Origin of the sequence: Bradyrhizobium sp. CIR18 (genome assembly GCF_014198295.1) — a bacterium.
GTDB lineage: Bacteria > Pseudomonadota > Alphaproteobacteria > Rhizobiales > Xanthobacteraceae > Bradyrhizobium.
Window position 1 is genome coordinate 40,691 of record NZ_JACIHF010000004.1, and the last position, 24,327, is coordinate 65,017.

At 64.2% G+C, this 24,327-nt stretch carries 23 protein-coding genes; 8 read left to right on the forward strand and 15 right to left on the reverse strand.

Annotated elements, in window-relative coordinates:
* Positions 1-3 precede the first annotated feature (3 nt).
* The 3 genes from GGD65_RS16065 to GGD65_RS16075 form a co-directional block, all read right to left on the reverse strand.
* Positions 4-2,073 carry a TonB-dependent siderophore receptor gene (locus tag GGD65_RS16065; protein ID WP_312017709.1) on the reverse strand — a complete coding sequence of 690 codons (2,070 nt, stop codon included), beginning with the start codon at positions 2,071-2,073 and terminating at the stop codon, positions 4-6.
* Positions 2,074-2,525: 452 nt separating this feature from the next.
* Positions 2,526-5,102 (reverse strand): HAD-IC family P-type ATPase, encoded by a 2,577-nt coding sequence (locus GGD65_RS16070; protein ID WP_183236116.1) that lies wholly within the window; start codon positions 5,100-5,102, stop codon positions 2,526-2,528.
* A gap of 361 nt (positions 5,103-5,463) precedes the next feature.
* Positions 5,464-5,607 (reverse strand): hypothetical protein, encoded by a 144-nt coding sequence (locus GGD65_RS16075; protein WP_183235891.1) that lies wholly within the window; start codon positions 5,605-5,607, stop codon positions 5,464-5,466.
* A gap of 267 nt (positions 5,608-5,874) precedes the next feature.
* Between GGD65_RS16075 and GGD65_RS16080 the strand changes: the two genes are divergently transcribed.
* Entirely contained in the window at positions 5,875-6,030 is a 156-nt protein-coding gene (locus GGD65_RS16080; protein ID WP_183235892.1) for a hypothetical protein, read from the forward strand.
* Positions 6,031-6,054: 24 nt separating this feature from the next.
* Here GGD65_RS16080 and GGD65_RS16085 read toward each other — a convergent pair whose 3' ends face one another.
* Together GGD65_RS16085 and GGD65_RS16090 are read right to left on the reverse strand one after the other, a co-directional pair.
* Positions 6,055-6,741 (reverse strand): hypothetical protein, encoded by a 687-nt coding sequence (locus tag GGD65_RS16085; protein WP_183235893.1) that lies wholly within the window; start codon positions 6,739-6,741, stop codon positions 6,055-6,057.
* A 23-nt stretch (positions 6,742-6,764) separates the two neighbouring features.
* The gene (locus GGD65_RS16090) at positions 6,765-7,394 is read right to left on the reverse strand and encodes a ParB-like protein (RefSeq protein ID WP_183235894.1); all 630 of its coding nucleotides are present in this window, start codon (positions 7,392-7,394) and stop codon (positions 6,765-6,767) included.
* Positions 7,395-7,734: 340 nt separating this feature from the next.
* Between GGD65_RS16090 and GGD65_RS16095 the strand changes: the two genes are divergently transcribed.
* From GGD65_RS16095 to GGD65_RS16120, 6 genes are all read left to right on the forward strand, one after another.
* Positions 7,735-8,076 carry a hypothetical protein gene (locus tag GGD65_RS16095; RefSeq protein WP_183235895.1) on the forward strand — a complete coding sequence of 114 codons (342 nt, stop codon included), beginning with the start codon at positions 7,735-7,737 and terminating at the stop codon, positions 8,074-8,076.
* A gap of 223 nt (positions 8,077-8,299) precedes the next feature.
* Positions 8,300-8,587 carry an acyl carrier protein gene (locus tag GGD65_RS16100; RefSeq protein WP_007592476.1) on the forward strand — a complete coding sequence of 96 codons (288 nt, stop codon included), beginning with the start codon at positions 8,300-8,302 and terminating at the stop codon, positions 8,585-8,587.
* Between the two features lie 10 nt (positions 8,588-8,597).
* Positions 8,598-9,068, forward strand: coding sequence for a 3-hydroxyacyl-ACP dehydratase FabZ family protein (locus GGD65_RS16105; protein ID WP_018320951.1), 471 nt, complete (start codon positions 8,598-8,600; stop codon positions 9,066-9,068).
* Complete coding sequence (locus tag GGD65_RS16110; protein WP_018320950.1) at positions 9,065-10,270, forward strand: beta-ketoacyl-ACP synthase; 1,206 nt, start codon at positions 9,065-9,067, stop codon at positions 10,268-10,270. Before GGD65_RS16105 ends, GGD65_RS16110 begins: the two co-directional genes overlap by 4 nt.
* An 18-nt stretch (positions 10,271-10,288) precedes the next feature.
* Entirely contained in the window at positions 10,289-11,566 is a 1,278-nt protein-coding gene (locus tag GGD65_RS16115; RefSeq protein ID WP_183235896.1) for a beta-ketoacyl-ACP synthase, read from the forward strand.
* An 8-nt stretch (positions 11,567-11,574) separates the two neighbouring features.
* Complete coding sequence (locus GGD65_RS16120; RefSeq protein ID WP_183235897.1) at positions 11,575-12,507, forward strand: lipid A biosynthesis lauroyl acyltransferase; 933 nt, start codon at positions 11,575-11,577, stop codon at positions 12,505-12,507.
* 39 nt (positions 12,508-12,546) lie between these two features.
* Here GGD65_RS16120 and GGD65_RS16125 read toward each other — a convergent pair whose 3' ends face one another.
* From GGD65_RS16125 to GGD65_RS16160, 8 genes are all read right to left on the reverse strand, one after another.
* Entirely contained in the window at positions 12,547-13,659 is a 1,113-nt protein-coding gene (locus GGD65_RS16125; RefSeq protein ID WP_183235898.1) for a polyamine ABC transporter substrate-binding protein, read from the reverse strand.
* Between the two features lie 2 nt (positions 13,660-13,661).
* Positions 13,662-14,843 (reverse strand): aminotransferase, encoded by a 1,182-nt coding sequence (locus GGD65_RS16130; RefSeq protein WP_183235899.1) that lies wholly within the window; start codon positions 14,841-14,843, stop codon positions 13,662-13,664.
* 7 nt (positions 14,844-14,850) lie between these two features.
* Positions 14,851-15,177, reverse strand: a complete 327-nt coding sequence (locus tag GGD65_RS16135) for a rhodanese-like domain-containing protein (protein WP_008139644.1) — start codon at positions 15,175-15,177, stop codon at positions 14,851-14,853.
* Between the two features lie 158 nt (positions 15,178-15,335).
* Positions 15,336-17,264: a potassium transporter Kup gene (locus GGD65_RS16140; RefSeq protein ID WP_018320944.1), complete on the reverse strand. Its 1,929-nt coding sequence runs from the start codon at positions 17,262-17,264 to the stop codon at positions 15,336-15,338.
* Positions 17,265-17,404: 140 nt separating this feature from the next.
* Positions 17,405-19,303 carry a potassium transporter Kup gene (locus GGD65_RS16145; RefSeq protein WP_018320943.1) on the reverse strand — a complete coding sequence of 633 codons (1,899 nt, stop codon included), beginning with the start codon at positions 19,301-19,303 and terminating at the stop codon, positions 17,405-17,407.
* Between the two features lie 173 nt (positions 19,304-19,476).
* Complete coding sequence (locus tag GGD65_RS16150; RefSeq protein ID WP_018320942.1) at positions 19,477-20,307, reverse strand: flagellar motor protein MotB; 831 nt, start codon at positions 20,305-20,307, stop codon at positions 19,477-19,479.
* 24 nt (positions 20,308-20,331) lie between these two features.
* On the reverse strand, positions 20,332-21,105 hold the full coding sequence (locus GGD65_RS16155; protein ID WP_018320941.1) for a motility protein A: 774 nt from the start codon (positions 21,103-21,105) through the stop codon (positions 20,332-20,334).
* A 213-nt stretch (positions 21,106-21,318) separates the two neighbouring features.
* On the reverse strand, positions 21,319-22,143 hold the full coding sequence (locus GGD65_RS16160) for an SDR family NAD(P)-dependent oxidoreductase (RefSeq protein WP_183235900.1): 825 nt from the start codon (positions 22,141-22,143) through the stop codon (positions 21,319-21,321).
* A gap of 99 nt (positions 22,144-22,242) precedes the next feature.
* On the opposite strand from GGD65_RS16160, the gene GGD65_RS16165 reads away from it, so the two are divergent.
* Positions 22,243-22,536, forward strand: a complete 294-nt coding sequence (locus GGD65_RS16165; RefSeq protein ID WP_018320938.1) for a hypothetical protein — start codon at positions 22,243-22,245, stop codon at positions 22,534-22,536.
* A 15-nt stretch (positions 22,537-22,551) separates the two neighbouring features.
* Here GGD65_RS16165 and GGD65_RS16170 read toward each other — a convergent pair whose 3' ends face one another.
* Both GGD65_RS16170 and GGD65_RS16175 read right to left on the reverse strand, forming a co-directional pair.
* The gene (locus GGD65_RS16170; RefSeq protein ID WP_028145264.1) at positions 22,552-23,271 is read right to left on the reverse strand and encodes an RraA family protein; all 720 of its coding nucleotides are present in this window, start codon (positions 23,269-23,271) and stop codon (positions 22,552-22,554) included.
* A gap of 122 nt (positions 23,272-23,393) precedes the next feature.
* A complete protein-coding gene (locus tag GGD65_RS16175) occupies positions 23,394-24,278 on the reverse strand; it encodes a phosphatidylcholine/phosphatidylserine synthase (protein WP_018320936.1) in 885 nt (294 codons plus the stop codon).
* Between the last annotated feature and the right edge of the window lie 49 nt (positions 24,279-24,327).

The following is a 24,327-nucleotide window of genomic DNA, read 5'->3' on the forward strand; positions in this document are numbered from 1 at the left end:
TCTCTACCAGCGATAGCTGACGGTGCCTGTGATGGTGCGCGGGCTGGTGTACTGGCAGCCGCCGTTCGCCGTGCAGGCAAGCGTGACGCGATCGGCGATGTTCTTCACGTTGAGCGCCATGTTGACGCCCTTCGGCTGGCGATAATGCAGGCCGGCATCGAACACGACGTAGCCCTCGTTGACGATGGTGTTGGTGATATCGGCGAAGGTCGGCCCGTTGTAGCGGACGCCGCCGCCAAGACCCCAGCCGTCCCATGTGCCGCCCTGGACAGTGTAGTCGAGATAGGCCGACGCCATCTGGCGGGCGACCAGCGTCGGCACCTTGCCGAGGTCGGTGCCAGTGCTTTGCGTCACCTTCACATCCTGGTTGGTGTAGGTCGCCACCAGGTTCAGCCCGGGCATGATCTGCGCCAGCGTCTCGAACTCGAAGCCGCGCGAATTCACCTCGCCGAGCTGGACCGAGAAGCCGAGATGCGATGGATCGCTCGTGAGCGAGTTTTGCCGCGTCAAATCATACAGCGCCACCGTCATCAACAAGGTCCGCGACGGTTGGTACTTGACGCCGACCTCATGCTGCTGCGCCCTCGTCGGCTTGAACGGGCTGCCCGCAAAGTCCGTGCCCGGCGTCGGCAGAAACGATTCCGAATAGCTGTAGTAAGGCGCCACTCCGGAATCGAACACGTAGGAGACGGCTCCTCGCTTGGTGAAGGCCGTGTCCTTGGTGTCGGTGGTCTTGTTGGTCGCCAAGGCGTAGGTATTCTGTTCCGAGGCGTCGTAACGTCCGCCCAACGTGAAGATCCAGTTCTGGATCTTCATCTGGTCCTGCGCATAGACGCCGACTTGGTCGATCGTCTGGTTCGCTGAGGGGGCAGTGAGCGCAGTCGGAACCGCAATGGCCTGGTCATAGACGGGATTGAACTTGCTCAGCGGCGGTGCAGCTCCGAAATAGGTCCGGTCCGTCATGTTGAACGTCAGATAGTCGACGCCGGAGACCACCGTATGTTGGAGCGGCCCGGTGCTGAACTTGCTGATCAGGTGGTTGTCGGTCGACAGTGTGTCGATCTGCTCCTGGATACGCATCGAGCGTCGCGGAAAAACCGAGGTCGTATCGAGCGGAGTTCCGATGAACGTCAGATACCGATAGTCGAGCTCGGTGTGACCATAACGAGCCTTGGATTCGAAGATCAGGTTGTTGCTGAAGCGGTGCTCGAGCTGGTAGCCGACGCGCTCCTGCTCCTGGTCGAATTTGTTGTAGCTGGGGTCGCCGAGAAACACCGGCAACGCCGTGATGCCGGTGACCTTCCCGCCCGTCACATGGACCATCGACAGCGGAAAGGCATTTCCAGTCACATCGTGCGTGTAGTCGGCGAGAATGGTCAGCGTCGTATCGTTGGTCGGCTTCCAGGTCACGGCCGGAGCGATATAGGTCCGGTTGTCCTTCACGAAATTCGAGAAGTTCGCGATCTGCGCATCGGAATCCCTGAACACGCCGGTCAGCCGATAGAGCAGCGTACCGTCCTTGGTCGCGGGACCGCCGAAATCGAAAGCGCCCTGGAAGCGGTCGTAATTGCCGAACTGGCCGACGATCTCGCCGAAGGCCCGTTCGGGCGGCCGCTTGCTGATGACGTCAACGAGGCCGCCCGGCGCGCCCTGCCCATACATGACCGAGCTCGGTCCCTTGATGACGTCGATGCGTTCGAAGCCGTAGGGCTCGTTGCGGAACAGCGACAAGAAGTTGGGATCGCCGACCTCACGAAGCCCGTCGCGATAGGCACCGTAGCCATTGTTGTCGAAGCCGCGGATGAAGACGTTGTCGAAGCGCGGGTCTTTGCCGCCCGGCTGGATGGCGAGACCTGCGACATACTGCAATCCTTCGACAAGCGTCGTGGCCGAGCGCGCATCGAGCTGATCGCGGCTGACCACCGAAACGGATTGAGGTGTCTCAAGAATAGGTGTGTCGGACTTCATCGCGGCCGAACTGACGACGGGCACAAACCCCTTCACCGGATCCGTACCGCGTTCCACCGCAGCGGAGGCCGGCTGAGAACCGGCCTCGGCAGCCTGTCCTGCCACGTGTGATCGCGCACGTCGGACACTCGCAGATCGCGAGCTGCGCGATGTCGTGACCTGACGCTTGTTCGCGCGGCCTTGCTCGACCACGACGGGCGGAAGATCCGATGCTCCACTCACGCCCTGGGCTTGCGCGTTGCCGCCAAAGGCGATGGCCGGAGGAAGCACGAGAAGACCGCACAACGTCGACACGCATCCGCGCTTCGTTGCGCGTGCGTGAAACACAAATTCCAGCATTCCCAGTCCCCGAATTTACGGGGACGACCATGCAAAGACTCCGAACGCACAATCAAAGTCTTTCGGACATTCACGTCGTAGAATCTATGTAGACTAGACCTGTTCTAATGAAACGACGTCAGCATCTCGCAGGCGTCTTCCGTTGGCTGCACGAATTCCCGACGCTGAACGAATTCCGCCGCGCGCCGCGATGAGCGATCGACCTGCCGCGTCACGATCTAGAATCGCAAGCGTCGTGCCCATATGGGTTTCAGCAGTTCGAGCACCGTGAGCACCAGCAATCCCGCGCCGAGCGTGACCATCAGATCGTCCAGGTGCAGAGGGCCGAAACGAAACAGACTGGACGCAGGCGGCCAGAACAAAGCCGCGGCGAGAACGAGCGCGATCGACAGGAATATCCAGAGCAAAGCCGGGTTCGGACGGAAGAAGGCTGACAAGAACGACGCGCTGAAGGACCGGTTGACCAGCACCAGCGCGACGACGCAGACGACCAGCGCGATGAAAGCCAGCGTGCGCGCCTCGTCGGGTGGAATACCGGAACGAAGCGCAACGACGAAGATCATGGCGATCAAGGCAAATGCCATGACGCCTTGAAGGATGCTCCAGCCGACCAACGCCCACGAGAACAACTCCGCATCGGCACGCCGCGGCGGGCGCGTCATCACATCGCGCTCCTCCCGCTCGGCTTCGAACACGAGCGCGCAGACCGGATCGATGATCAGCTCCAGAAACGCAATGTGAACGGGTCCGAGTATCAGAGGCAGCCCGAAAACCAGCGGAAGCAGGGCCAGCCCCGCGATCGGAACGTGGACGGCGAAAATGAAGGCCATCGCCTTGCGGAGATTGTCGTAGATCCGGCGCCCCAGCCGGATCGATGCGACGATGGAGCCGAAATCGTCGTCGAGCAGGACGATCGAGGATGCCTCGCGGGCGACATCGGTGCCGCGGCCGCCCATCGCGATCCCGATATGGGCCGCCTTCAGGGACGGCGCGTCGTTGACGCCGTCGCCGGTCATCGCGACGATCTCGCCGTTGCGCTTCATCGCCTGAACGATCCGCAGCTTCTGCTCCGGCAGGACCCGCGCGAACACGTTCACGTTCCTGACGAGGGCCTCCAGCCCGTTCTCGTCCGCGAGCCTGATCTGCTCGCCGGTCGTGACCTCATTGACGTCGAGCCCGGCCTGCCCGGCGATCGCCATGGCGGTCGCCGGATAGTCGCCCGTAATCATGACGACGCGGATGCCGGCCGAACGACATTCGGCCACCGCCTCAGGGACGTGCGGACGAAGCGGATCGGCCAACCCAACCAGACCGAGGAAGCGAAACGAAAAACCTTCCTGCGAGCTCGGCAGGATCTCAGCCTCGCAGGTCGCTGCGGCCACGCCGAGCACGCGAAGACCGTCCTTCGCCATCGCCGCGACCGCATCCCGCAGCGCGTCCTGGTCCGCACCGTCCAATTTACAGAGGCGCGCAATCGCTTCGGGAGCACCTTTGGCCGAGGCGAACAATCCCTGGGACGATTGCCAAACCTGGGTCATCGCCAGCAGCTCGGGACGCAGGCCGTAGGTGCGGATCAAGGTTCGAGCACCCGGGAATTCATCACCCTCCGGCAGGCTCGCCTGCGCGAACGCGTGCAGGGCCTTCTCCATTGGATCGAATGGTTGGGGCGAGCTCGCCAGAGCACTGCAACGCGCCAGCTCGAAAAACTCCGCTCCGACGGACGCCGGTCGCGAAGACACGAGGCGCACGCTTGTCCCGCCGCGTAGCCTCAGCTCCGCAACCGACATCCGGTTCTGCGTCAGCGTGCCGGTCTTGTCGGTGCACAGCACTGTAGCGGAGCCGAGCACCTCGATCGCGGCCGCGCGCCGCGTCAGCACCCGCGCCTTCGAGATCCGCCAGGCGCCCATGGCCATGAACACCGTGAGGACGACGGCGAACTCCTCAGGCAGCATGGACATGCCGATCGCGATGCCTCCGAGCATCGCCTGCAGCCAATCCCCGCGCAGCGTTCCGTAAAGCAGGACGGCCGCCAGGCTGATCATCGCGCCGCCGAGAAAGCAAAGCCGGACGAGCCGTGCGGTCTGCTGCTGCAGCCGCGGCGGCTCCGGCTGCAAGCCATGCAGCGACAGTCCGATCTTCCCGATCTCGCTGCGAGGGCCGGTGGCCTTGACCTCGGCGAGGCCCTCGCCTCGCACGACCAGCGAGCCCGAATACACGAAGGGCAGGTCATCGCCGCCCGGGCGATGCTCAGCCAAGCCGGCCTTTTCAGTCAAGGAAGCTTTGGCGACCGGCGTCTTGAGGGCCTGCTTGCGAACCGGGAACGATTCTCCGGTCAGCAGGGACTCATCGACCGCCAGATCACGTGCGCTGACGAGCACCGCATCCGCCGGAATCCGATCGCCCTCGGCCAGGACGAGGAGATCGCCGCGGACGACGTCCCGGCCGGCGATGCGCCGGCGCTCCCCGTCCCTGACCACGAGCGCTCGCGGACTGGTCAACTCTCGCAACGCCTCCAGCACGCGCTCGGTGCGGGTTTCCTGCACGATCGTGATCACGACGGAGATGGCGCCGAATGCCAGGAGGAGCAGCGCCTCGCGAAGGTCGCCGAGCAGCAGGTAGACCAGCCCGCCGCACATAAGGAGTGCGAGCATCGGCTCGCGCAGCACCTCGAGAACGATGCGCAGCGGCGTGCGCCGTTCGGGCCGAGGCAGTTCGTTGTAACCTTCCTGCTGCAGCCGCAGCCCGGCCTCGGTTTCGCTGAGCCCGGGCGAACCGCCGCTTTCTGTCTTTCTCACGTCTTCCGCCGCATGCTCCAGAGACTTCCAGCCCCCACGACGGCTGTCACCAGCAGGACGGCGACGAAGGTCTGGATGATGGTGAAGTTCAGGGCATCTCGCGCGACGAACAGCGCGGTGACCGCGCCGGCGACGATAAAGACGATGCGAAAGATGATGCTCACGGCCGTGCCTCCAGTCTTGCATGACTTGGAGCCCGCGCCCGCGACGTCGGGGCACAACGCTGCTTCTGCAACCATGCAGGCAGACTTTAGCCGGTCGGAGCGACGCAGATTTGCGGCAGGTCAAGCCTGATCCGGCCATCGCCGCACCCGGCCGGTCGACGGGTGCGACCTGATGTCCGCGTCGAAGTGATCAGTCGCTAACGCTTCGCCATCAACTCGAGCGCCGGAGCAAAGCGCTCCGCGAACGTCAACGACTTGGCGTGGTGAACTGCGGCAAACGATGCCGAAATGCCGACCGAAGCGACCGCGAGCAACGCAATTACGAAAGCCAGACGGCGCATGTTCGCCTCCTGTGTGAGCTCGACTACCCCATAGAGATGGGACGGCTCTGTTTCAGGACGGTTTCGTGGGCGCGGAAATTGATTTCACTCAAGCGCCTGTGATGGGATCCGGCTTATCTGGACGCATTCCGTAACCAACTAACAATGGTCGACGTATTTTGCAGAGGAGCGCGGCCGTGTTGGGAATTCTACATCCGCGAACACGATCCTAAGCACTGCGGCGACCAGCAGCATTCGCTGGAATGAGAGTCATCAAGGACTATTCAAATGAATATTGTGATCCAGAAGCTCAATGGCCTGTGGCATCTCATCGTCGGGGCGAGCCAGATCCGAACGCCCTTCCTGGACACCCAGGACCGCGCGTTGGTGGTCACTTACGCCCGTCGCGCCTATCCCGGCGCCAGGATCTTCCAGCGCGACTGACGGGAGCGCAGGCGCCTATTCCGTTCAGAGGCACGGGGTATATCCGGTCGCCTGGAGCCCCACGATCTTTCCATCTGGTTTGGCCGACCATTTCACCGAGACGTGCGTAGATCCGCAGACGAAATTGACCGGCCCGCGGTACTTGTAAGTCATCTCCCGTGAATCCGCAGGGCATGATCCGTAGCGGCGCATCGATCCCGGCCGTATCTCCGGCAACCTGCACAACGGGCGCGGCTGCGCGACGTCCGAAAAACCATCTTTCAGCAAGGATGCTCTCAACACTGCCTCGTCGGTCCCTTCCGGGAACTGCGCATTCAGGGTCGCCGTCATTGGACCATCACGGTCATTCAGAGGCGAGGCAAGCGGCTCCGCCAGGATTCTTGGAGGCGCCCAGTTGTAGCTGAGGAATAGATTCAGCGCATATCCGGTGATGGCGAAGAACAGCGAATAGAGCGCTATGGTCCGTATCCAGAGAGACCTCTCCGCTGAGACGGCCGGCAGGCGCAAGCTCAATCCGCCGCACGCCAATCCAAACGACGCAATGATGAGCAGGATCGCAACTGGCACCAAGTATGGATAGCTGGCCAGCCAGCACACCAGAACGACGGCCAGCAAGCTCCAGCCCAGCGCCCGCCCATCCCGACGGAGAAGGGCAATGAGCGGCGCGATTGCCGCCATCATCGTGAAGATGAAAACGCCCTGCTGAGGCATCACAGCACGCAATTCCCGCTGCCCTATTCATCGTCCTCCGGACCGCACCAGCCGGGCAGGTAAATCGCATCCTTGCTCTTGGCCGCCGACATCGCCTTCTCGATCGCCTTGTCGAAATCAGCCTCCACCGCCTTGCGCGAGACTTTTCGGCGCAGGAAATCGGCCCAGAGGAATTCGGAGAACGGCGTGGTGTCCTTGGCGAAGCCGCCCAGGCGGCGCAATTCGCCGGCAAGGCTGCGGAACGGATCGTCCTTGAGATCGGCAACCGATTTCGGCAGGTCGCGGAACTGTCGCCGTTCGCCCTTGGCGTCGTAAGGATAGACCCAACGCTTGTTGTCCATCACACCCCAGAAGGCCTCGCGCTCGACCATGCGGAGGTCGCCGACGATGGTGACCAGCACCTCCTTGACGCCTTCGTCGTGCAGTGCGCGGCCGAGATGATGATGGTCGATCACATAGTACCGCGCGTCGGGGCCGTAGACGACAGGGATCATGTGCTTGCCGAGAAGATCGGCCTGCTTCTTCTTGTCATGCTCGCGCCAGCGCTTCCGCTTCTCCTTGACCTCGCGCATGCCGACCGTCATCTGCGTCGGCCGGAGCGACAGGATCGGGACCGGGTGCACTCTCGGCTCACGCGCGTTGGTCGTGGTCATGGTCGAAGGCCCCTCGCATGGATGCAACTGACGGATCAGGTTCCCCGACTATGACATGGGCCTTGCGGCGGCAAAACGTGTTCGGAAGGACGCGGAGATCACAAGCCGATGTAGAGAGGGGAACGAAGGCGTGAAGTCCTTGGCCCTTGCTACCTCCGTTGTTGCAACGCAACCCTTGCATCCCTGTCGCCGACACGACGGCCGGTTCCGCGGTTGCTTCCCACCGTCCATGCACAAATAGTGCGAGCGTACAAATGCACGCGGGCATTGCGAAGATTTTCTGCAACACGTTCATCCCATGTGCTATCTAAAATCGCTGCTTCGGAGTGATCCCCGCCCCATGACTACCCAGCGGCCCATAAGCTCTGACGACGAGCACCGGGTGCTCCAGTTCAGGCCGCGCACCTCGCCTTCCCCGACGGTCCACCGCGGTAGCGGCACCGTGCAGGCGTTGCGAGTCGCCCCCGAACCACTCGACCTGTCGCGCTACGAGAAGCCCCGCGCCGAGCCGGACGATTTCCGCCATCGCATGCTCGCCAACATCGCGGCGCTGGCCTTCACCATCGCGCTGACCGCAATCGGAATTTGGCTCGCGGTCAGCATCGCCGACCTCCGCCGGACCCAGGATTGCGTGCTGATGGGCCGTCGCGACTGCGTCAAGATCACGACGCCACATATCTAGGCCCGCCTCGCCCCGGCCCCGGCGGGCAAGGGACTCCAGCGGGGCATCCCCAGCCCTCTCTCGCCGCCTGCCCGGCTCCATTGAACTCAGGGCGGCGCTCCGATATACGGGCTTTCGACCCGGCCAGAGGGGGGTTTGAGGGCGTCATCAGGGGCGCGATGCCCACCCACCGTGCCACTCTGGATAATCTGACAAATATCCGCAATATATCAAAGGCTTAGTGATGTCTTCCACATTCGATCAGGTCGCCACGATCATCGCTGAAACCTGCGACATCCCGCGCGACACGATCACGCCGGATAGTCATGCCATTGACGATCTCGGCATCGACAGCCTCGATTTCCTCGATATCGCGTTTGCGATCGACAAGCAGTTCGGCATCAAGCTCCCGCTGGAAAAGTGGACCCAGGAGGTCAACGACGGCAAGGCGACCACCGAGCAGTATTTCGTGCTGAAGAATCTGTGCGCCCGCATCGACGAACTGGTTGCGGCCAAGGGCGCGAGCGCCTAAGCGCGCGGTCATGCAACTCGAATACTTCCACATGATCGATCGCATCGTCGACCTCAAGGTCGACGAGAAGACGATCGTCGTCGAAGCGCAGGTCCCGCAGGAGAGCACCATCTTCGAGGGGCACTTCCCGGGTTACCCCTTGATGCCCGGCGTGCTCCTGATCGAATCGATGGCGCAGGCCTCGGGCTGGCTTCAGCTCGGCGTGTTCAAGTTCGAGCGCATGCCGATCCTTGCCGCCGTGAAGGAGGCCAAGGTCCGCGGCTCGGTCTTCCCAGGCGATCTCATGAGCATCGAGGCGAGCCTCGTCCATGAAGGCTCCGGCTATGCCATGACCGAAGCCAAGATCAGGGTCGGCGGCAAGCTGCGCGCGAACTCGGCGCTGACCTTCACGCTGATCCCCTTCCCCAATGCGGATATGCGCGGCTACATGACGAAAGTCGCCGAGCGCGTCGGCTTTCCGCAACAGGCCGTATCGCCATGACTGACACTGCTTCGAAGCCCGGCCAGACCGAAGTCTGGATCACCGGCATTGGACTCGCGACCTCGCTCGGCGAGGGCCTGGACGCCAACTGGGCCGCGCTTGCCGAGAAGCGCATCAATGTGGACGAGAAGGGCTTTGCGCCCTACGTCGTGCATCCCTTGACGCCTGTTAGCTTCGACAGCCAGATCCCGAAGAAGGGCGACCAGCGCCAGATGGAAGCCTGGCAGCGCATCGGCACCTACGCCGCCGGCCTTGCGCTCGATTCCGCCGGGATCAAGGGCAACAAGGACATCCTGTCGAAGATCGACATGGTGGTGGCCGCAGGCGGCGGCGAGCGCGATCTCAACGTCGACACCGGCGTCTTGACGGCCGAGGCCAAGGGGGCGAACGCGCCCGGCTTCCTCAACGAACGGCTGATGAGCGATCTCAGGCCGACGCTGTTCCTGGCGCAGCTCTCCAACCTGCTCGCGGGAAACATCGCCATCGTGCACGGACTTGGCGGCACCTCGCGCACCTTCATGGGCGAAGAGGTCGCCGGCGCCGATGCCGCCCGCATCGCGCTGGCCCGCATCGCCTCGGGCGAGAGCGACATCGCGCTGGTCGGCGGCTCGCACAATGGCGAGCGCAAGGATTTGCTCGTCCTCTACGAATTCGGCGATTTCAACCTCAAGGACAAGTTCGCTCCGGTCTGGGCGCGCAAGGACCACGCCGGCTTCGCGCTGGGGTCTGCCGGCGCCTTCCTGGTGCTGGAGTCGAAAGCGCATGCGCAAGCGCGCGGCGCAAAGCCGTTCGCAAGACTGTCGAGCGTGGTCGCCGACCTCGCCCGGCGCAAGCAGCCCGGCGACATGGCCGCGACGCTGGAGCAGCTGTGGGCCAAGCTGCCCAGGCGCGAAGGCAAGGGCGCGATCATCTCAGGCGCGACCGGTGCAGAGCCCGCGACAAGCGAAGAGCGCGACTTCCTGAAAGGCCATGCCGACTTTCCGGTGCGTTCGACCGGCACGATGTTCGGCCACACCATGGAGACGCAATTTCCGCTCGGCATCGCGCTCGCCGCGCTGTCGATCTCGCGCGGTGCGCTGTTCCCGCCGAACGATTCCACCGGGACCGAGATTGAAATGCAGGGAGCGCCCACCCAGATTGTGGTGGTGGGAGCCGGACACTGGCGCGGCGAAGGCATGGCGCTGGTCGAGGCAGTTAGCTAGCTCACCCGGGGGATCGACATGACTGCACCACGCGACAAACTCGGGCGCCCCGTCGTCGTCGTCACCGGCATGGGCATCATGACCTCGCTCGGTGCCGGCAAGGCCGACAATTGGGCGAAGCTCGTCGCCGGCGAATCCGGCATCCGCACCATCACGCGCTTTCCGGTCGACGGACTGAAGACCACGATGGCCGGCACCGTCGATTTCGTCAGCGTCGATCCGTTCTCCTCCACCGGCCTGTCCGAGCGGATGGCTGAGCTCGTGACGGAGGAAGCGCTCGAGCAGGCCGGGATCGGCGCCAAGGCCGATTTTCCGGGACCCCTCTTCCTCGCGGTTGCGCCGGTCGAGGTCGAATGGCCGCAGCGCCGCGAGCTCGGCCGCGCCGTCGGTGCGCTCGACTTCAACTATGACGATCTCTTGCGCATCTCCGGTGGCGGCAAGTACAGCGCCTATCATCACCGCTTCATGTTCGGCTCGGTAGCCGCACATCTCGCCGAGACCTTCGGCACCAAGGGCTCGCCGATCTCGCTGTCGACGGCCTGCGCGTCTGGAGCCACCTCGATCCAGCTCGGCGTCGAGGCGATCCGCCGCGGCGAGACCGACGCTGCGCTGTGCGTCGCGACCGATGGCACCGTGAATCCGGAAGCCCTGGTACGCTTCTCGCTGCTTTCGGCGCTGTCGACCCAGAACGATCCGCCGCAAGCCGCCTCCCGCCCCTTCTCCAAGAACCGCGACGGCTTCGTCATGGCCGAAGGCGCCGGCGCGCTCGTGCTGGAAAGCTTTGAGGCCGCCACCGCACGCGGCGCAAAGATTCTCGGCGTCATCGCCGGCTGCGGCGAGCTCACCGATTCCTTCCATCGCACCCGCTCTTCGCCCGACGGCAAGCCGATCATCGGCTGCATGAACAAGACGCTGGCCGATGCCGGCATGACGCCGGACCAGATCGACCACATCAACGCGCACGGCACCGCGACGCCCGAGAACGACAAGATGGAGTTCAACACGACATCGGCCGTGTTCGGTGAACTCGCGCAGAAGATTCCGGTGACGTCCAACAAGTCGATGGTCGGCCACACCATCTCGGCGGCCGGCGCGGTGGAGGCGATCTTCTCGCTGCTGACGCTCGAGCATCAGCGCATCCCGCCGACGATCAACTACGAGACGCCGGATCCCACGATCCTGTTCAACGTCGTCGGCAACAAGGCGCGCGACGCCCGTGTCACCGCGGTGATGTCGAACTCGTTCGGCTTCGGCGGCCAGAACGCCTCGCTGATCCTGACCCACGAACCGGCCTGACCGGACGCATGGCGCTGCTTCCTGCGAGGACGAAGGCCCGCGCGCGGGAGGCTGCAAAATCGATCGGCGGCAGCCTGATCGGCGCCGCCACCGTGGGCATGCTGCGCACCACGCGCTATTTCGATCCGGCCAAGACCTCGGACTTCTTCGCGCGCGTCGTGAAGCTGATCGGCCCGCGCCTGCGCGAGCACCGCATCGGCCGCGCCAACCTCACTGCGGCGTTTCCCGAGAAGTCGCCCGAGGAGATCGAACAGATCCTGATGGGCGTCTGGGACAATCTCGGCCGCGTCGGCGCCGAATTCGCCCATATCGACCATGTCTGGGATTACGATCGCGACCACCCGGAAAAAAGCCGGATCGAATTGTCGCCGCGCAGCATCGAGCTGTTCGACCAGATTCGCGACGACGGCAAGCCGGCGCTGATCTTTGCCGCGCATCTCGCCAATTGGGAGCTGCCGGCGCTCGCTGCCGTCGCGCATGAGCTGGATACCGCGATCCTCTATCGCCGGCCGAACATCGCCTCCGCCGACCGCATCATCCAGGAGATGCGCCAGGTCAACATGGGCACGCTGATCCCGGCGGGCCGCGACGCGCCGCTGCGGCTCGCGCAGGCGCTCAAGGACGGCAAGCATGTCGCCATGCTGATCGACCAGTATCTGACCGCCGGCGTCGAGGTCACCTTCTTCGGCCGCAAGACCCGCGCCAACCCGATGCTGGCGCGCCTCTTGCGCCAGGTCGAATGCCCGATCCACGGCGTCCGCATCATCCGCCTGCCCGGCGGCCGCTTTCGCGGCGAGCTCACCGAGGAAGTCCAGCCGGTGCGCGATGCCGACGGCAAGATCGACATCCAGGGCACGACCCAGGCAATCACCAGCGTCGTGGAGAGCTGGGTGCGCGAGCATCCCGAGCAGTGGCTCTGGCTTCATCGCAGGTGGCGGTAGTTACGCCGTCATTGCGAAGAGCGGAGCGACGAATGCCCCTCACCGCCCCGTCTTCACCTTGGTCCAGAGCCGGTTGATGATCCGCTGCGTCGCCGGCTCGCGCGCCGTGATGACGAACAGTTTTGCGAGCGTCGCCTCGTCCGGATAGATGTTCTTGTCGTTCAAAATCTTCGGATCGACCAACTTCTGGCTGGCGAGGTTGCCGTTGGCATAGGACAAGAAGTCCGAGTTCTTGGCGGCGACATCGGGCCGATAGAGATAGTTGATCAGCTCGTAGGCTTCGTTGACGTTCTTGGCATCCGCGGGGATCGCGAGATTGTCGAAGAACATCTGCGCGCCCTCCTTCGGAATGGCGTAGCCGATCTCGATGCCACTCTTCGCCTCGGCAGCACGCGCGCGGGCCTGCATGATGTCGCCGGACCAGCCGACCACGAAGCAGATCTCGCCGGTCGCGAGCGCGCTTAAGTATTCGGAGGAGTGGAATTTGCGCACGGAGGGGCGGACTTTTGCGACGACATCGGCGGCCTTCTCGAGATCGGCCTGCTTGGTCGAGTTCGGATCGAGCCCGAGATAATTCAGCGCCGCCGGAAAGATGTCGTCGGCGGAGTCGAGCATGTGCACGCCGCAGTCTTTGAACCTCGCGAGGTTCTCCGGCTTGAAGACGATGTCCCAGCTGTCGATCTTGGCATCCGGCCCCAGGATCGCTTTCACCTTGGCGACGTTGTAGCCGATGCCCGTCGTGCCCCACATGTAGTTGGCGGCGTAGTTGTTGCTGGGATCGTAGGTCGCAAGGTTCTTGGTCACCATCGGCCAGGCATTTTCCAGGTTCGGCAGCTTCGCCTTGTCGAGCTTCTGGAAGATGCTGGCCTTGATCTGGCGCTGCAGGAAATAGGCCGTGGGCACCACGACGTCGTAGCCGGACTTGCCGGCCATCAGGCGCGTCTCCAGCGTCTCGTTGGCATCGAACGTGTCGTAGACGACCTTGATGCCGGTCTCCTTGGTGAAGGCCTCGAGGACATCCGGCGCCATATAGTTGGACCAGTTGTAGAAGTTGACGACCCTCTCCTCGGCCCTAACGGGAGCGGAAAGCAACGTCAGCGCGGCGGCGATTGCAAAAGCACGGCAAAGCCCGGAGCGGCCGACATTGGTCATCTCTACCTCTTGCGTCCACGCACCGCGTCCGAGAGCCGCTCCAGCGCGGTGTCGAGCGTCTCGTCCTTCTTGGCAAAGCAGAAGCGCACCACCGAGGTCACGGGGTCCTGCTCGTAGAACGCCGACACGGGGATCGCCGCCACCTTGTAGTCCTTCACGATCCGCCAGCAGAATTCGGTGTCGCTCTCGTTGAGCCCGAGCGGCGACAGGTCAACGGTGAGGAAGTAGGTGCCTTGCGACTTCAGCACGGGGAAGCCGAGGCTCTCCAGCCCCTTGGTCAGGCGGTCCCTGCTCCGCGTCAGGTCCTTCCGCATCGACAGGAAATATTCGTCCGGCTTGCCGAGGCCGTAAGCGACGGCGGCCTGCAGGTTCGGCGCCGTGGTGAAGGTCAGGAACTGATGCACCTTGGCGGCGACGCGGAGCAGCGGCGGCGCGGCGCAGACGAAGCCGATTTTCCAGCCCGTCAGCGAGAAGATCTTGCCGGCCGAGCCGACCTTGATGGTGCGTTCGCGCATGCCGGGAATGGTGATCAGCGGGATGTGCTTGTGCTCGTCGAAGGTGACGTGCTCCCAGACCTCGTCGCAGATCGCGATGACGTCGAACTCCTGGCAGTAGCGCGCCAAGAGCTCAAGATCCTCGCGCGGAAAAACCACCGCGCTAGGATTCAAGGGGTTGTTGAACAGCACCGCCTTGGTCTTTGAATTGAAGACGCTTTTCAGCATGTCCTCATTCAGCCGCCAGTGCGGCGGCTCGAGCCGTACGAGGCGCGGAATGCCACCGGCCTGGCGGATGATCGGCAGATAGGAATCGTAGACCGGCTGGAAGCAGACCACCTCGTCGCCGGGCTGGACCACCGCGAGGATGGCCGAGGTCAGCGCCTCGGTGCCGCCGGAGGTGACCATCACCTCGCTCATCGGATCGAGCTTGAGCCCGTGCCAATGGCCGTAATGGGTCGCGATCGCCTGGCGCAGTTCCGGCAGGCCCATCATCGAGGGGTACTGGTTGTAGCCGTTCAGCGAGGCCTCGGCCGCGGCGCGGCGGATGTCCTCCGGACCCGGATCGTCGGGAAAGCCCTGGCCGAGATTGATGGCGGCATTGTCGCGCGCGGCCTGCGACATCGCCTCAAAGATGGTGACGGGAAGGTCGGCGAAGACCTTGTTCAGCGAAGAGCTCTTGGTCGTCATCGCGAGGTCAGCCACCGACCTTGCTGGGAAGCCCCGCCGCCTTCCAGCCAAGCATTCCGCCGGCCAGATGCTTGTCGTAAGGCAGGCCCGCCGCCTGCGCCGCGAGCGAGGCCGTCACCGAGCGTTTGCCCGAGCGGCAAGCGAATACGACTTCCTTGCCCTGGGGATCGGGGATCGCCTTGGGATCGAAGGTCGAGAGCGGAACCACGACGCCGTAGGGATAGGCCTCGGCTTCGACCTCGTTCGGCTCGCGCACGTCGACGAGGAGATAGCGGCCCTCCGCGACACCCTTGGAGACCTCGTCCGGGGTCAGATCCTGCACCTGGTTTGCCACATCATCCTCCAACGTCGCGCGTGCCAGCCGGACCTATCCCGGCCGGCGGCAACCTCGCCTCTCGGCTCACGAAAATCAAGCGCTACAAAGGCTTGAGCCGCGCGGCGCAAGTTAAAGCTAAATCGCAGCGACTTGAAGTGCGGCGTTGGTTCGGCCGCCTAGATCGTCACCTGCGTTCCGACCTCGACCACGCGGCCTGAGGGGATCTGGAAGTAGTCGGTGGCGTCGTTGGCGGAGCGGCTCAGCGAGATGAACAGCCGGTCCTGCCAGCGCGGCATGCCGGAATGGACGGCGGGCTTCAACGCTCTGCGCGACAGGAAGAACGAGGTCGACATGATGTCGAACTGCCAGCCCAGCTTGCGGGCGATCGCCAGCGCCTTCGGCACGTTGGGCGATTCCATGAAGCCGAACTTCAGCGTCACCTTGGAGAAGGTCGGCGAGATCTGCTCCAGCTTGACCCGCTCGGCCGGATCGATGCGGGGGGTCTGCGCGGTTTCGATGGTGAGAATGACGTTCTTCTCATGGAGCACCTTGTAGTGCTTCAGACTATGCATCAGCGCGGTCGGCGCGCTGAGCGGGTCGGAGGTCAGGAACACGGCGGTTCCCGGCACCCGCTGCGGCGGCCGCTTCTCCAGCATCGCGACGAGGTCGGCCAGCGGGAATTCGAGCTTGCGCGACTTCTCGAACAAGAGCCGGCTGCCGCGCCGCCACGTGTACATCAGGATGATCATGAGCGTGCCGAGCGCGAGCGGCACCCATCCGCCCTCGAATACCTTCAGCAAATTGGCGGCGAGGAAGGTCAGGTCGAGGAACAGGAACGGCGCAATCAGAGCGGCCGCGGTGAACGGCGACCATCGCCAGACCTTCCAGATCACGACGAAGCCCATCATCGCCGTCACCACCATGGTCCCCGTGACGGCGATGCCATATGCGGACGCCAGCGCACTGGAGGAACGGAACAAGAGCACCATCAGTATCACGGCGACCAGCAGCAGCTGGTTGATGCGCGGGATGAAGATCTGGCCGGAATGGGCTTCGGATGTATGGCGAATTTCAAAGCGCGGCAGCAGCCCGAGCTGGATCGCCTGGCGCGTCAGCGAATAGGCGCCGGTAATGACCGCCTGGCTCGCGATCACGGTGGCCATGATAGCAAGCAGGACCATTGCGCCCCGGATCCAGCCTTGCGGAAACAACTGGAAGAACGGGCTCACGATCGCGCCGGGATCATCCAGGACGAGTGCCCCCTGGCCCAGATAGTTCAGCGCCAGCGACGGCAGCACGACGAACAGCCAGGCGGTCTGGATCGGCCGCTTGCCGAAATGGCCGAGGTCGGCATAGAGCGCCTCGGCGCCGGTCACCGCCAGGAACACCGCGCCCAGCGTCACGAAGCCGATGATGCCGTGGTGGATCATGAACGACACGGCGTAGAGCGGGTTCAGCGCCAGCAGCACCTGCGGCTGCCGCATGATCGGACCGACTGCGGCGATCGCGATCGCCGCGAACCAGACGCACATGACCGGACCGAAGAACGCCGCGACGCTCGCCGTGCCGCGCGATTGCACGGCGAACAGGCAGACAAGGATCACCAAAGTCAGCGGAACAATGTAAGGCTCAAATGTGAGCGTGATGTCCTTCATGCCTTCGACGGCCGACAGCACCGATTGCGCCGGCGTGATCACGGCGTCGCCGTAGAACAGGGCGCCGGAAATGATGCCGAGCAGGACGATGGTGGTGCCGCCCGTGCCGACCGCGCGCTGGGCCAGCGCCATCAGCGCCAGCGTGCCGCCCTCGCCGTTGTTGTCGGCGCGGAGCAGGATCACGACATATTTGAGCGTCACCACGACGATGAGCGCCCACAGGATCAGCGAGAGCACGCCCAGCACGGCCGCAGGCGTCGCGAGCCCTTCGGTGCCCGAGGCCGCCGTCACCGCCTCGCGGAACGCGTAGAGCGGGCTGGTGCCGATGTCGCCGTAGACGACGCCGATGCTGCCGAGGGTCAGCGCACCGAAACGGGCGGTGGTGTGGGCCTCGCCATGGCCATTGGCCGCCGCCGTTTCCGGGGCGGAAATCACTACATCGCTTGTCATGGGAGAGCCCAGTGGCCTCTAAAATGCTTCACTGCACAACGGCGGAAGAGCGCGCGGCTTATAGTCCTGCGCTACCGGCATAGCCTAGCCCGATTCCGGGGCTTAGACATGCAAATTTGCATGACTGAGGCAGTTGCGTTCTAGATGGTGACTTGGGTTCCGACTTCAACCACCCGTCCCGTGGGGATCTGGAAGTAATCGGTGGCGTCGTTGGCGGACCGGCTCAGCGCGATGAACAAATGGTCCTGCCACAGCGGCATGCCCGACTGCGCCGACGCCTTCAGCGACCTGCGGGACACGAAGAACGACGTCGACATGATGTCGAACTGCCATCCCTGCTTGCGCGCGATCGCAAGTGCCTTGGGCACGTTCGGCTGCTCCATGTAGCCGAAGCGCAGGCGGACTTTCGAGAACTTGTCGCTGATCTTCTCCATGCGGAAACGCTCCGCCAGATCGACCCGGGGCGTATGCGCGGTCTCGATGGTCAGGATCACGTTGTGCTCGTGCAGCACCTTGTTGTGCTTGAGATTGTGCAGCAGCGCGGTCGGCACAAAGGAGGGATCGCTGGTCAGGAACACCGCGGTGCCCTTGACGATGTGCGGGGGCCGCTTCTCCAGGCTGCGGATCAGATCGTCCAGCGGCACCTCGATCCGGCGCGTCTTCTGGATCAGGATCCCGGAGCCCTTCCGCCAGGTCCAGATCGTTCCCGCCATGGCCACGCCGAACAGCAGCGGCACCCAGGCGCCCTCAAGCAGCTTCAGGAGATTGGCGCTGAAGAAGCTCAGATCGACGATGACGAAGGGCATGATCACGGCCGCAGCCGTGGCAGCGCGCCAATTCCACAATTTCCAGATCACGATGAAGCCCATGATGCCGTCGGCGACCATGGTGGTGGAGACTGCGATGCCGTAGGCCGAGGCCAGATTGCTGGGGGTGTGGAACAATAGCACCAGCAGCATCACGCCGATCAGCAGTAGCCGGTTCACCCGTGGCAGGTAGATCTGACCGGCGTGAGTCTCGGAGGTGTAGCGGACCTCGAAGCGCGGCAAGAGGCCGAGCTGCACCGCCTGATAGACCAGCGAATAAGCACCCGTGATCACCGCCTGGCTCGCGATCACGGTCGCGGCGGTCGCAAGCCCGACCAGCGGCAGCACCAGGCTCTCGGGCACCATGCGATAGAACGAGTGCTCGATCGCGCTGGGATCGGACAGCACGAGCGCGCCCTGCCCGAAATAGTTGATCAAGAGCGCGGGCAGCACGAAGAACATCCAGGCCGACTGGATCGGCTTGCGCCCGAAATGGCCGAGATCGGCATAGAGCGCCTCGCCCCCGGTCACCGCCAAGAACACGGCGCCGAGGGTGACAAGGCCAATCGTGCCGTGCGACAGCACGAACTGCACGGCGTAATAGGGATTGATCGCCGCCAGCACGGACGGATCGTCGGCGATGTGGACGGCTCCCATCACGGCGATGACGGTGAACCAGATCACCATCACCGGCCCGAAGGCCGAGGCGACCAGCGCGGTCCCCTTGCTCTGGACCGCGAACAGCAACGCCAGAATAAGGACCGTGAGCGGCACGACGTAATGCTCGAACGCAGGGGTTGCGAGCTTCAGGCCTTCGACCGCCGATAGCACTGAGATCGCCGGCGTGATCATGGAATCGCCGATGAACATGGAAGCGCCGACCACGCCGAGGGCGAGCAGGAACCAGCTCCGCCGCCCGAGCGCGCGCTGCCCGAGCGCCATCAGCGAGAGCGTGCCGCCCTCCCCGTTGTTGTCGGCGCGCAGCAGCAGCAGCACGTATTTGGCGGTGACGACGATCAGCAGCGCCCACAGGATCAGGGAGAGCACGCCGAGAACCATGACCCGCGAGACCGGCTCGCCATGGGCGGCGCCCCTGACAGCCTCGTGGAATGCGTAGAGCGGCGAAGTGCCGATATCGCCGAAGACGACGCCGATGCTCCCGAGCGTAAGGGACCAAAAGCCTGAAGTGACCGGCCCGTCCTGGGTCTCGGCCTGTGTGATGCTCGCCGTCATGAAGGTGGAAAACGCTTCTTCCCTGGAATTGATCCGGCGCCTTTTGACGCTTCCGGCGCGCCTGTCAATCGGCGCACCACCATAGCAGGCGCCGAGCTGGATGCTGTGACGCCGCAGCCACGCTCATCGCCAGCGCGACGACATGCCTCAGGTAAGATGGTAGCGCAAGGGGGTTAGGGCTTCAGATTCGGCGGCAGCGGCGGATCTTCGCGCATCAGGGTGATGGTCACCCGCCGGTTGGCCGCGAGCGAAGGATCGTCCGGAAACAGCGGCTGGGTGTCCGCCTTGCCGGAGACGGCGAAGATGTGCGACGGCGGCAGGCCCTCGCGTTCGAGGATCTGGCGCACGGCATTGGCGCGATCGGCCGACAGATCGAAGGCGCCGTAGTCGCTGCGGGTCGGCACGAAGCCGGCCGCGGTATGGCCGGCGATGGAGACGCGCAGCGGCGTGGCCTTGAGCGGGATCGCGAGCTTCTCGACCAGGCGGCGGGTGCGATCATAGGGCACCTTGGAGCCGTCGGCGAACATCGAACGGCCGTCCTGGTCGACAATCTCCAGATTGAGACCCTGCTTGGTCTCCTCGAACATGATGTGCTTGGACATCTCGGTCAGCTCCGGCATGTCCTGCAACGCCTGGCGCAGCGAGGCTGCGGCGAGCGCGAAATTGCGGTCGACCTTGATCTTCGCGCCCGACGTGCGGTCGCGATCCTCCTGGTCCGGCGTCGGCGTGTTGGAGGCATCCTCGGGCTGGATATGGTCGACGTTCTTCAGCCGCGGGCGGGTCGGCAAACCGTCGGACTCGACGATACCGGCATAGCGCGCTTCGCTCTGCACGCCGAAGGCGTCGCGCATCGATCCCGCGACGATCTTCAGCTTGTTGGCGTCCTGCGTCGAGAACGCCACGAGCATCACGAAGAAGCTCATCATCAGGCCCATGAGGTCGGCGAAGGTCACGAACCAGCCGTGACCGCCTCCATGGGCATCGCCGCGTTTCTTCTTGGCCATGTCTCAAATCCCGGCGGGCGGACTTTACGCCGGCACCGGCTCGCCCTCGGCGTGGCGATGCTTCTCCGGCAGGTAGGCCAGCAGCATTTCGCGCACCAGGGTCGGGCTCTTGGAGTCGCGGATCATCAGGATGCCGTCGATGATCAGCGTGCGGTTGGTCTCCTCGTCCAGCAGCTTGCCGTGCAGCTTGTCGGCGATCGGCAGACAGAACAGGTTCGCGACCAGCGCGCCGTAGAGCGTGGCGAGCAGCGCGGTCGCCATGAACGGGCCGAGCTTGGAAGGGTCGGTCATGTTGGCGAACATCTGCACCATGCCGATCAGGGTGCCGATCATGCCGAAGGCCGGAGCGCAGTCGCCGATGGCGCGATAGATCTTGCTGCCCTCGTCGAGGTGCATGAGGAAGTTGTCGCGGTCGCGCTCGAGATTGTCGCGGATGAAGTCGAGGTCGTAGCCGTCGGCGACGTAGCGGATGCCCTTGGCGAGGAAGGGCTCATCGGTCTCGACCTTTTCCAGACCCACCGGGCCCTGCTTGCGGGCGATCTCGGCGATGCGGGCGAGCTCGTCGACGAGGTCGTGCGCCGACAGGCGGCTCATGGTGAAGGCGAACTTGGCGCCGAGCGGAAGGCCGTGCAGGAGTGCCGAGAGCGGAAAGCGGATCATGGTGGCGGAGATCGAGCCGCCGAAGATGATGATCATGGCATGTTCGGAGATGAACATGTGAAGGTCGCCGCCCATGAAGATCATCATCGTGATGACGATGATGCCCGCAATGAGCCCGACGCTCGTCATGATATCCATGGGATACTCCAACGCGTACGCAACAACGGCCGTCCTGGCCGCTGGCGCGGCCCAACCCCGAACCGCATCGGAAACCCTAGAGTGCCGCCCTTAAAGCCGCGTAAAGGTTAAGTTGAGCCGGCGCGCCAGACCGGCGTAGCGCATCGGGATGAGGCCGGCTTTGCCGATGGCCGACACGAATTTCAACACTTTGCTAACCATGATTGCGGCGCGCTAGCGTGCCAGGCCCGTCAGCTTCAGGCTCAGTTCGCGCAGGCGCTTGCGGGCAGCTGCATCGTAGGCCTGCGGATTGGCACGCGCCTCGTTCATGCCGTTGAAGAACAGCCCGCTCTTGCCTGCGACATCGTCACCCTCGACGAGGCGCAGGATCGCCGCGCCGCCCTGCTCCACCGTCGAGATCGGCGTGACGCCGCCGGCGCGCACCATCGTGGTGTTCATGTAGGTCGCCGGATGCAGCGCATTCACGGTGATGCCCGCGCCCTTCAGTTCGTCCGCGAGATCGATGGTGAACATGATCTGGGAGAGCTTGCTCTGTGCATAGGCACGCGAACCGCTGTAGCCCTGCGTGATCATGACGTCATCGAAATCGATCGGATGCTGGCCGAGGGAGGCGACGTTGACGATCCGCGACGGCGCCGCGGACTTCAGCAGCGGCAGCAACAGATGGACGAGCAAGAAACCCGAGAGATAGTTTACGGCAAACCGCAGCTCGTGACCGTCGGCGCTAACTTGCCGCTGCGGGCCGTCGTTCTGCGAACCGATGCCGGCGTTGCTGACGAAGACGTCGAGACGCTGGTGATCGCGGATGAGCGCTTCGGCGAGCGCACGCGTACCCGACATCGACGACAGATCGGCCTGATAGAAGGTCGGCGCGGCACCGCCGGCTTTCGCGATCTCGTCGCTCAACACCTTCGCACGCTCCGCATCGCGGCCATGGATCAGGACCCTTGCACCGTCTTCGGCCAGCCGGCGCGCGACGTAGCGGCCGACGCCGTCGGTCGAGCCGGTTACCAGGATCGTCTTGCCATTCATCTTCATCGTGCGTCCTCCGGCTGCGGCCCTGCGCCACGGGGGCGGAACCAGGGATGACTGCTATTCTAGCCCTGCAGCATGCTCCATCGCGGGAGCCGTTTTGCAATGTTGACGCTGTTCAGTCTTCTCACCGCGCTGCCTGCGGTGTTGGCGCTCCACCTGCTCGAGCCGGAACTCGTTCTGCCGGCCTTCAGCCTCGTGCTCTTTGCCGAGGCCGCCTTCGCGGTGATCGCAGCGCGCTTGATCCACCTTCCGGACAATGCGGAGGACATCACGCTGTGGGACCTTGCAGGCGGCTTCACCCTGATCGGGTGCGCCGCTGCAGTGTTCGGCGAGCCGGATCAGGCCGCCCTGTTTCTGACGGAACAGGGGGGCCCACGGCCGGTGTCGCAGCCTTAGGCGGTCCATCACCCCTCAGTGAATCTCCGCCGAGCGCTTCAGCGCGGCCTTCAGCTTCTCGAGCGAGAAGTCGGGGCTGCGGGCGATCTCCAGGATCGGTGTCTCGCGGCGGCCGCAGAGTTCGGCGGCCTCCGGCAGCTTTGCGGCGATGTCGAGCGGGATCACGATCGCACCGTGCTGGTCGGCATGGATCAGGTCGTCGGACTTCACGGTCATGCCGGCAACGCGAACCTCGCCGCCAAAGCTCTCCGCATGCACCCAGGCATGCGACGGGCCGATCGAGCCGGCCAGCGCCTGGAAGCCCGGCGCCCATTGCGGGATGTCGCGGATCGAGCCGTCGGTGATGACGCCGAGACAACCGAGCGCCTTGTGCACGTTGCTCTGCACCTCGCCCCAGAACGCGCCGTAGCCGACGTCGGGACCGTCGATGTCCTGGATCACCGAGATGCGCGGACCATGGCCGGTGCCGACATATTCGTAGTATTCGATGCGGCGCCTGGACTGCTCTTCGGCCGGAAGCGAGGATTTCAGCACCGAGCGGATCGCGACCGTGCGGGCATAGCCGACGATCGGCGGCAGGTCGGGAAACGGGCAGACCAGTTGCTTGGTGGTGTAGCCGATCAGTCGGCGCTCGGGCGCCACGATCTCCATGGCATTGCAGATCGTCGGCGTGTCGTAGCGGCCCAGCGCTTCGAGGACGGAAGCGGGCAGCGGCCCGGTCGCTTTATCAGTCACGGCGTTCTCTCCCAGATTGGCGGTCGCTGTTGGCGCGATGCCGCCGGCACAGGGCGATATAGCCGAGATCAGGTCTCAACCCAACTCGGGGGGCCTCATGGCAGATATCCGCGCGTGGCCGCTCAGTGCAGCCGTCCGGGCCGGTCGTCGTCGTCGTTGGGCGGCTCCGACAAATTCGCCAGCGTCGGCGCCGACGGCGGCGAGGTGACCTCGCCTCCCGACGGCGCGGTGGCGTCCATCGCGCGGGCCTGGTCGCGATAGGATTTGTAGCCGAGCGGCAAAGCGAGAAGATACAGCACCGTGCCAATCGATAGTACGTGCCAGGGATAGGCGATCAGCAGCGCGATGAAGACGATCACCGCGACGAACGCCGGCAGCACCAGCTCCGGCGGCACGCGCATGCGCTTGGTCTTGCCGGAGAACACCGGCAGGCGCGACACCATCAGGAAGGCGATCAGCAGTGTGTAGGCGGCGGTCAACCCTGCGGGCCAGCGGCCGAGATCGAGGAACGCGACATAGATCGGCAGCAGCACGGTGATCGCGCCGGCCGGCGCCGGCACGCCGGTGAAGAAATTGGCAGCGAAGGCCGGCTTGTTCGGGTCGTCCATGGTGGCATTGAAGCGCGCCAGGCGCAGGCCGCCGGAAATCGCGAACACCATGGCGGCGATCCAGCCGGCATTGCCGAGTTCGTGCAGCTGCCAGAAGTACAGCATCAGCCCTGGCGCGACGCCGAAATTGACGAAGTCGGCGAGGCTGTCGAGCTCGGCGCCGAACTTTGACTGGCCCTTGATCATGCGCGCGATGCGGCCGTCGATGCCGTCGAGCGCGGCCGCGAACACGATGGCATAGACCGCGAGCGACATCCGCCCCTCGATCGACAGCCGGATCGAGGTCAGGCCGGCGCAGATCGCCAGCAGCGTGATGACGTTGGGCACCAGCATCCGCACCGGAATCGGGCGGAACCGCCGGCGGCGCGTATCGGGGTATTTGAAGTCATAGGGCGTCATCGCGGGTCCTCACCTCAAGGCGAGATATAGCAAGCCGCGTCCCCCTCCG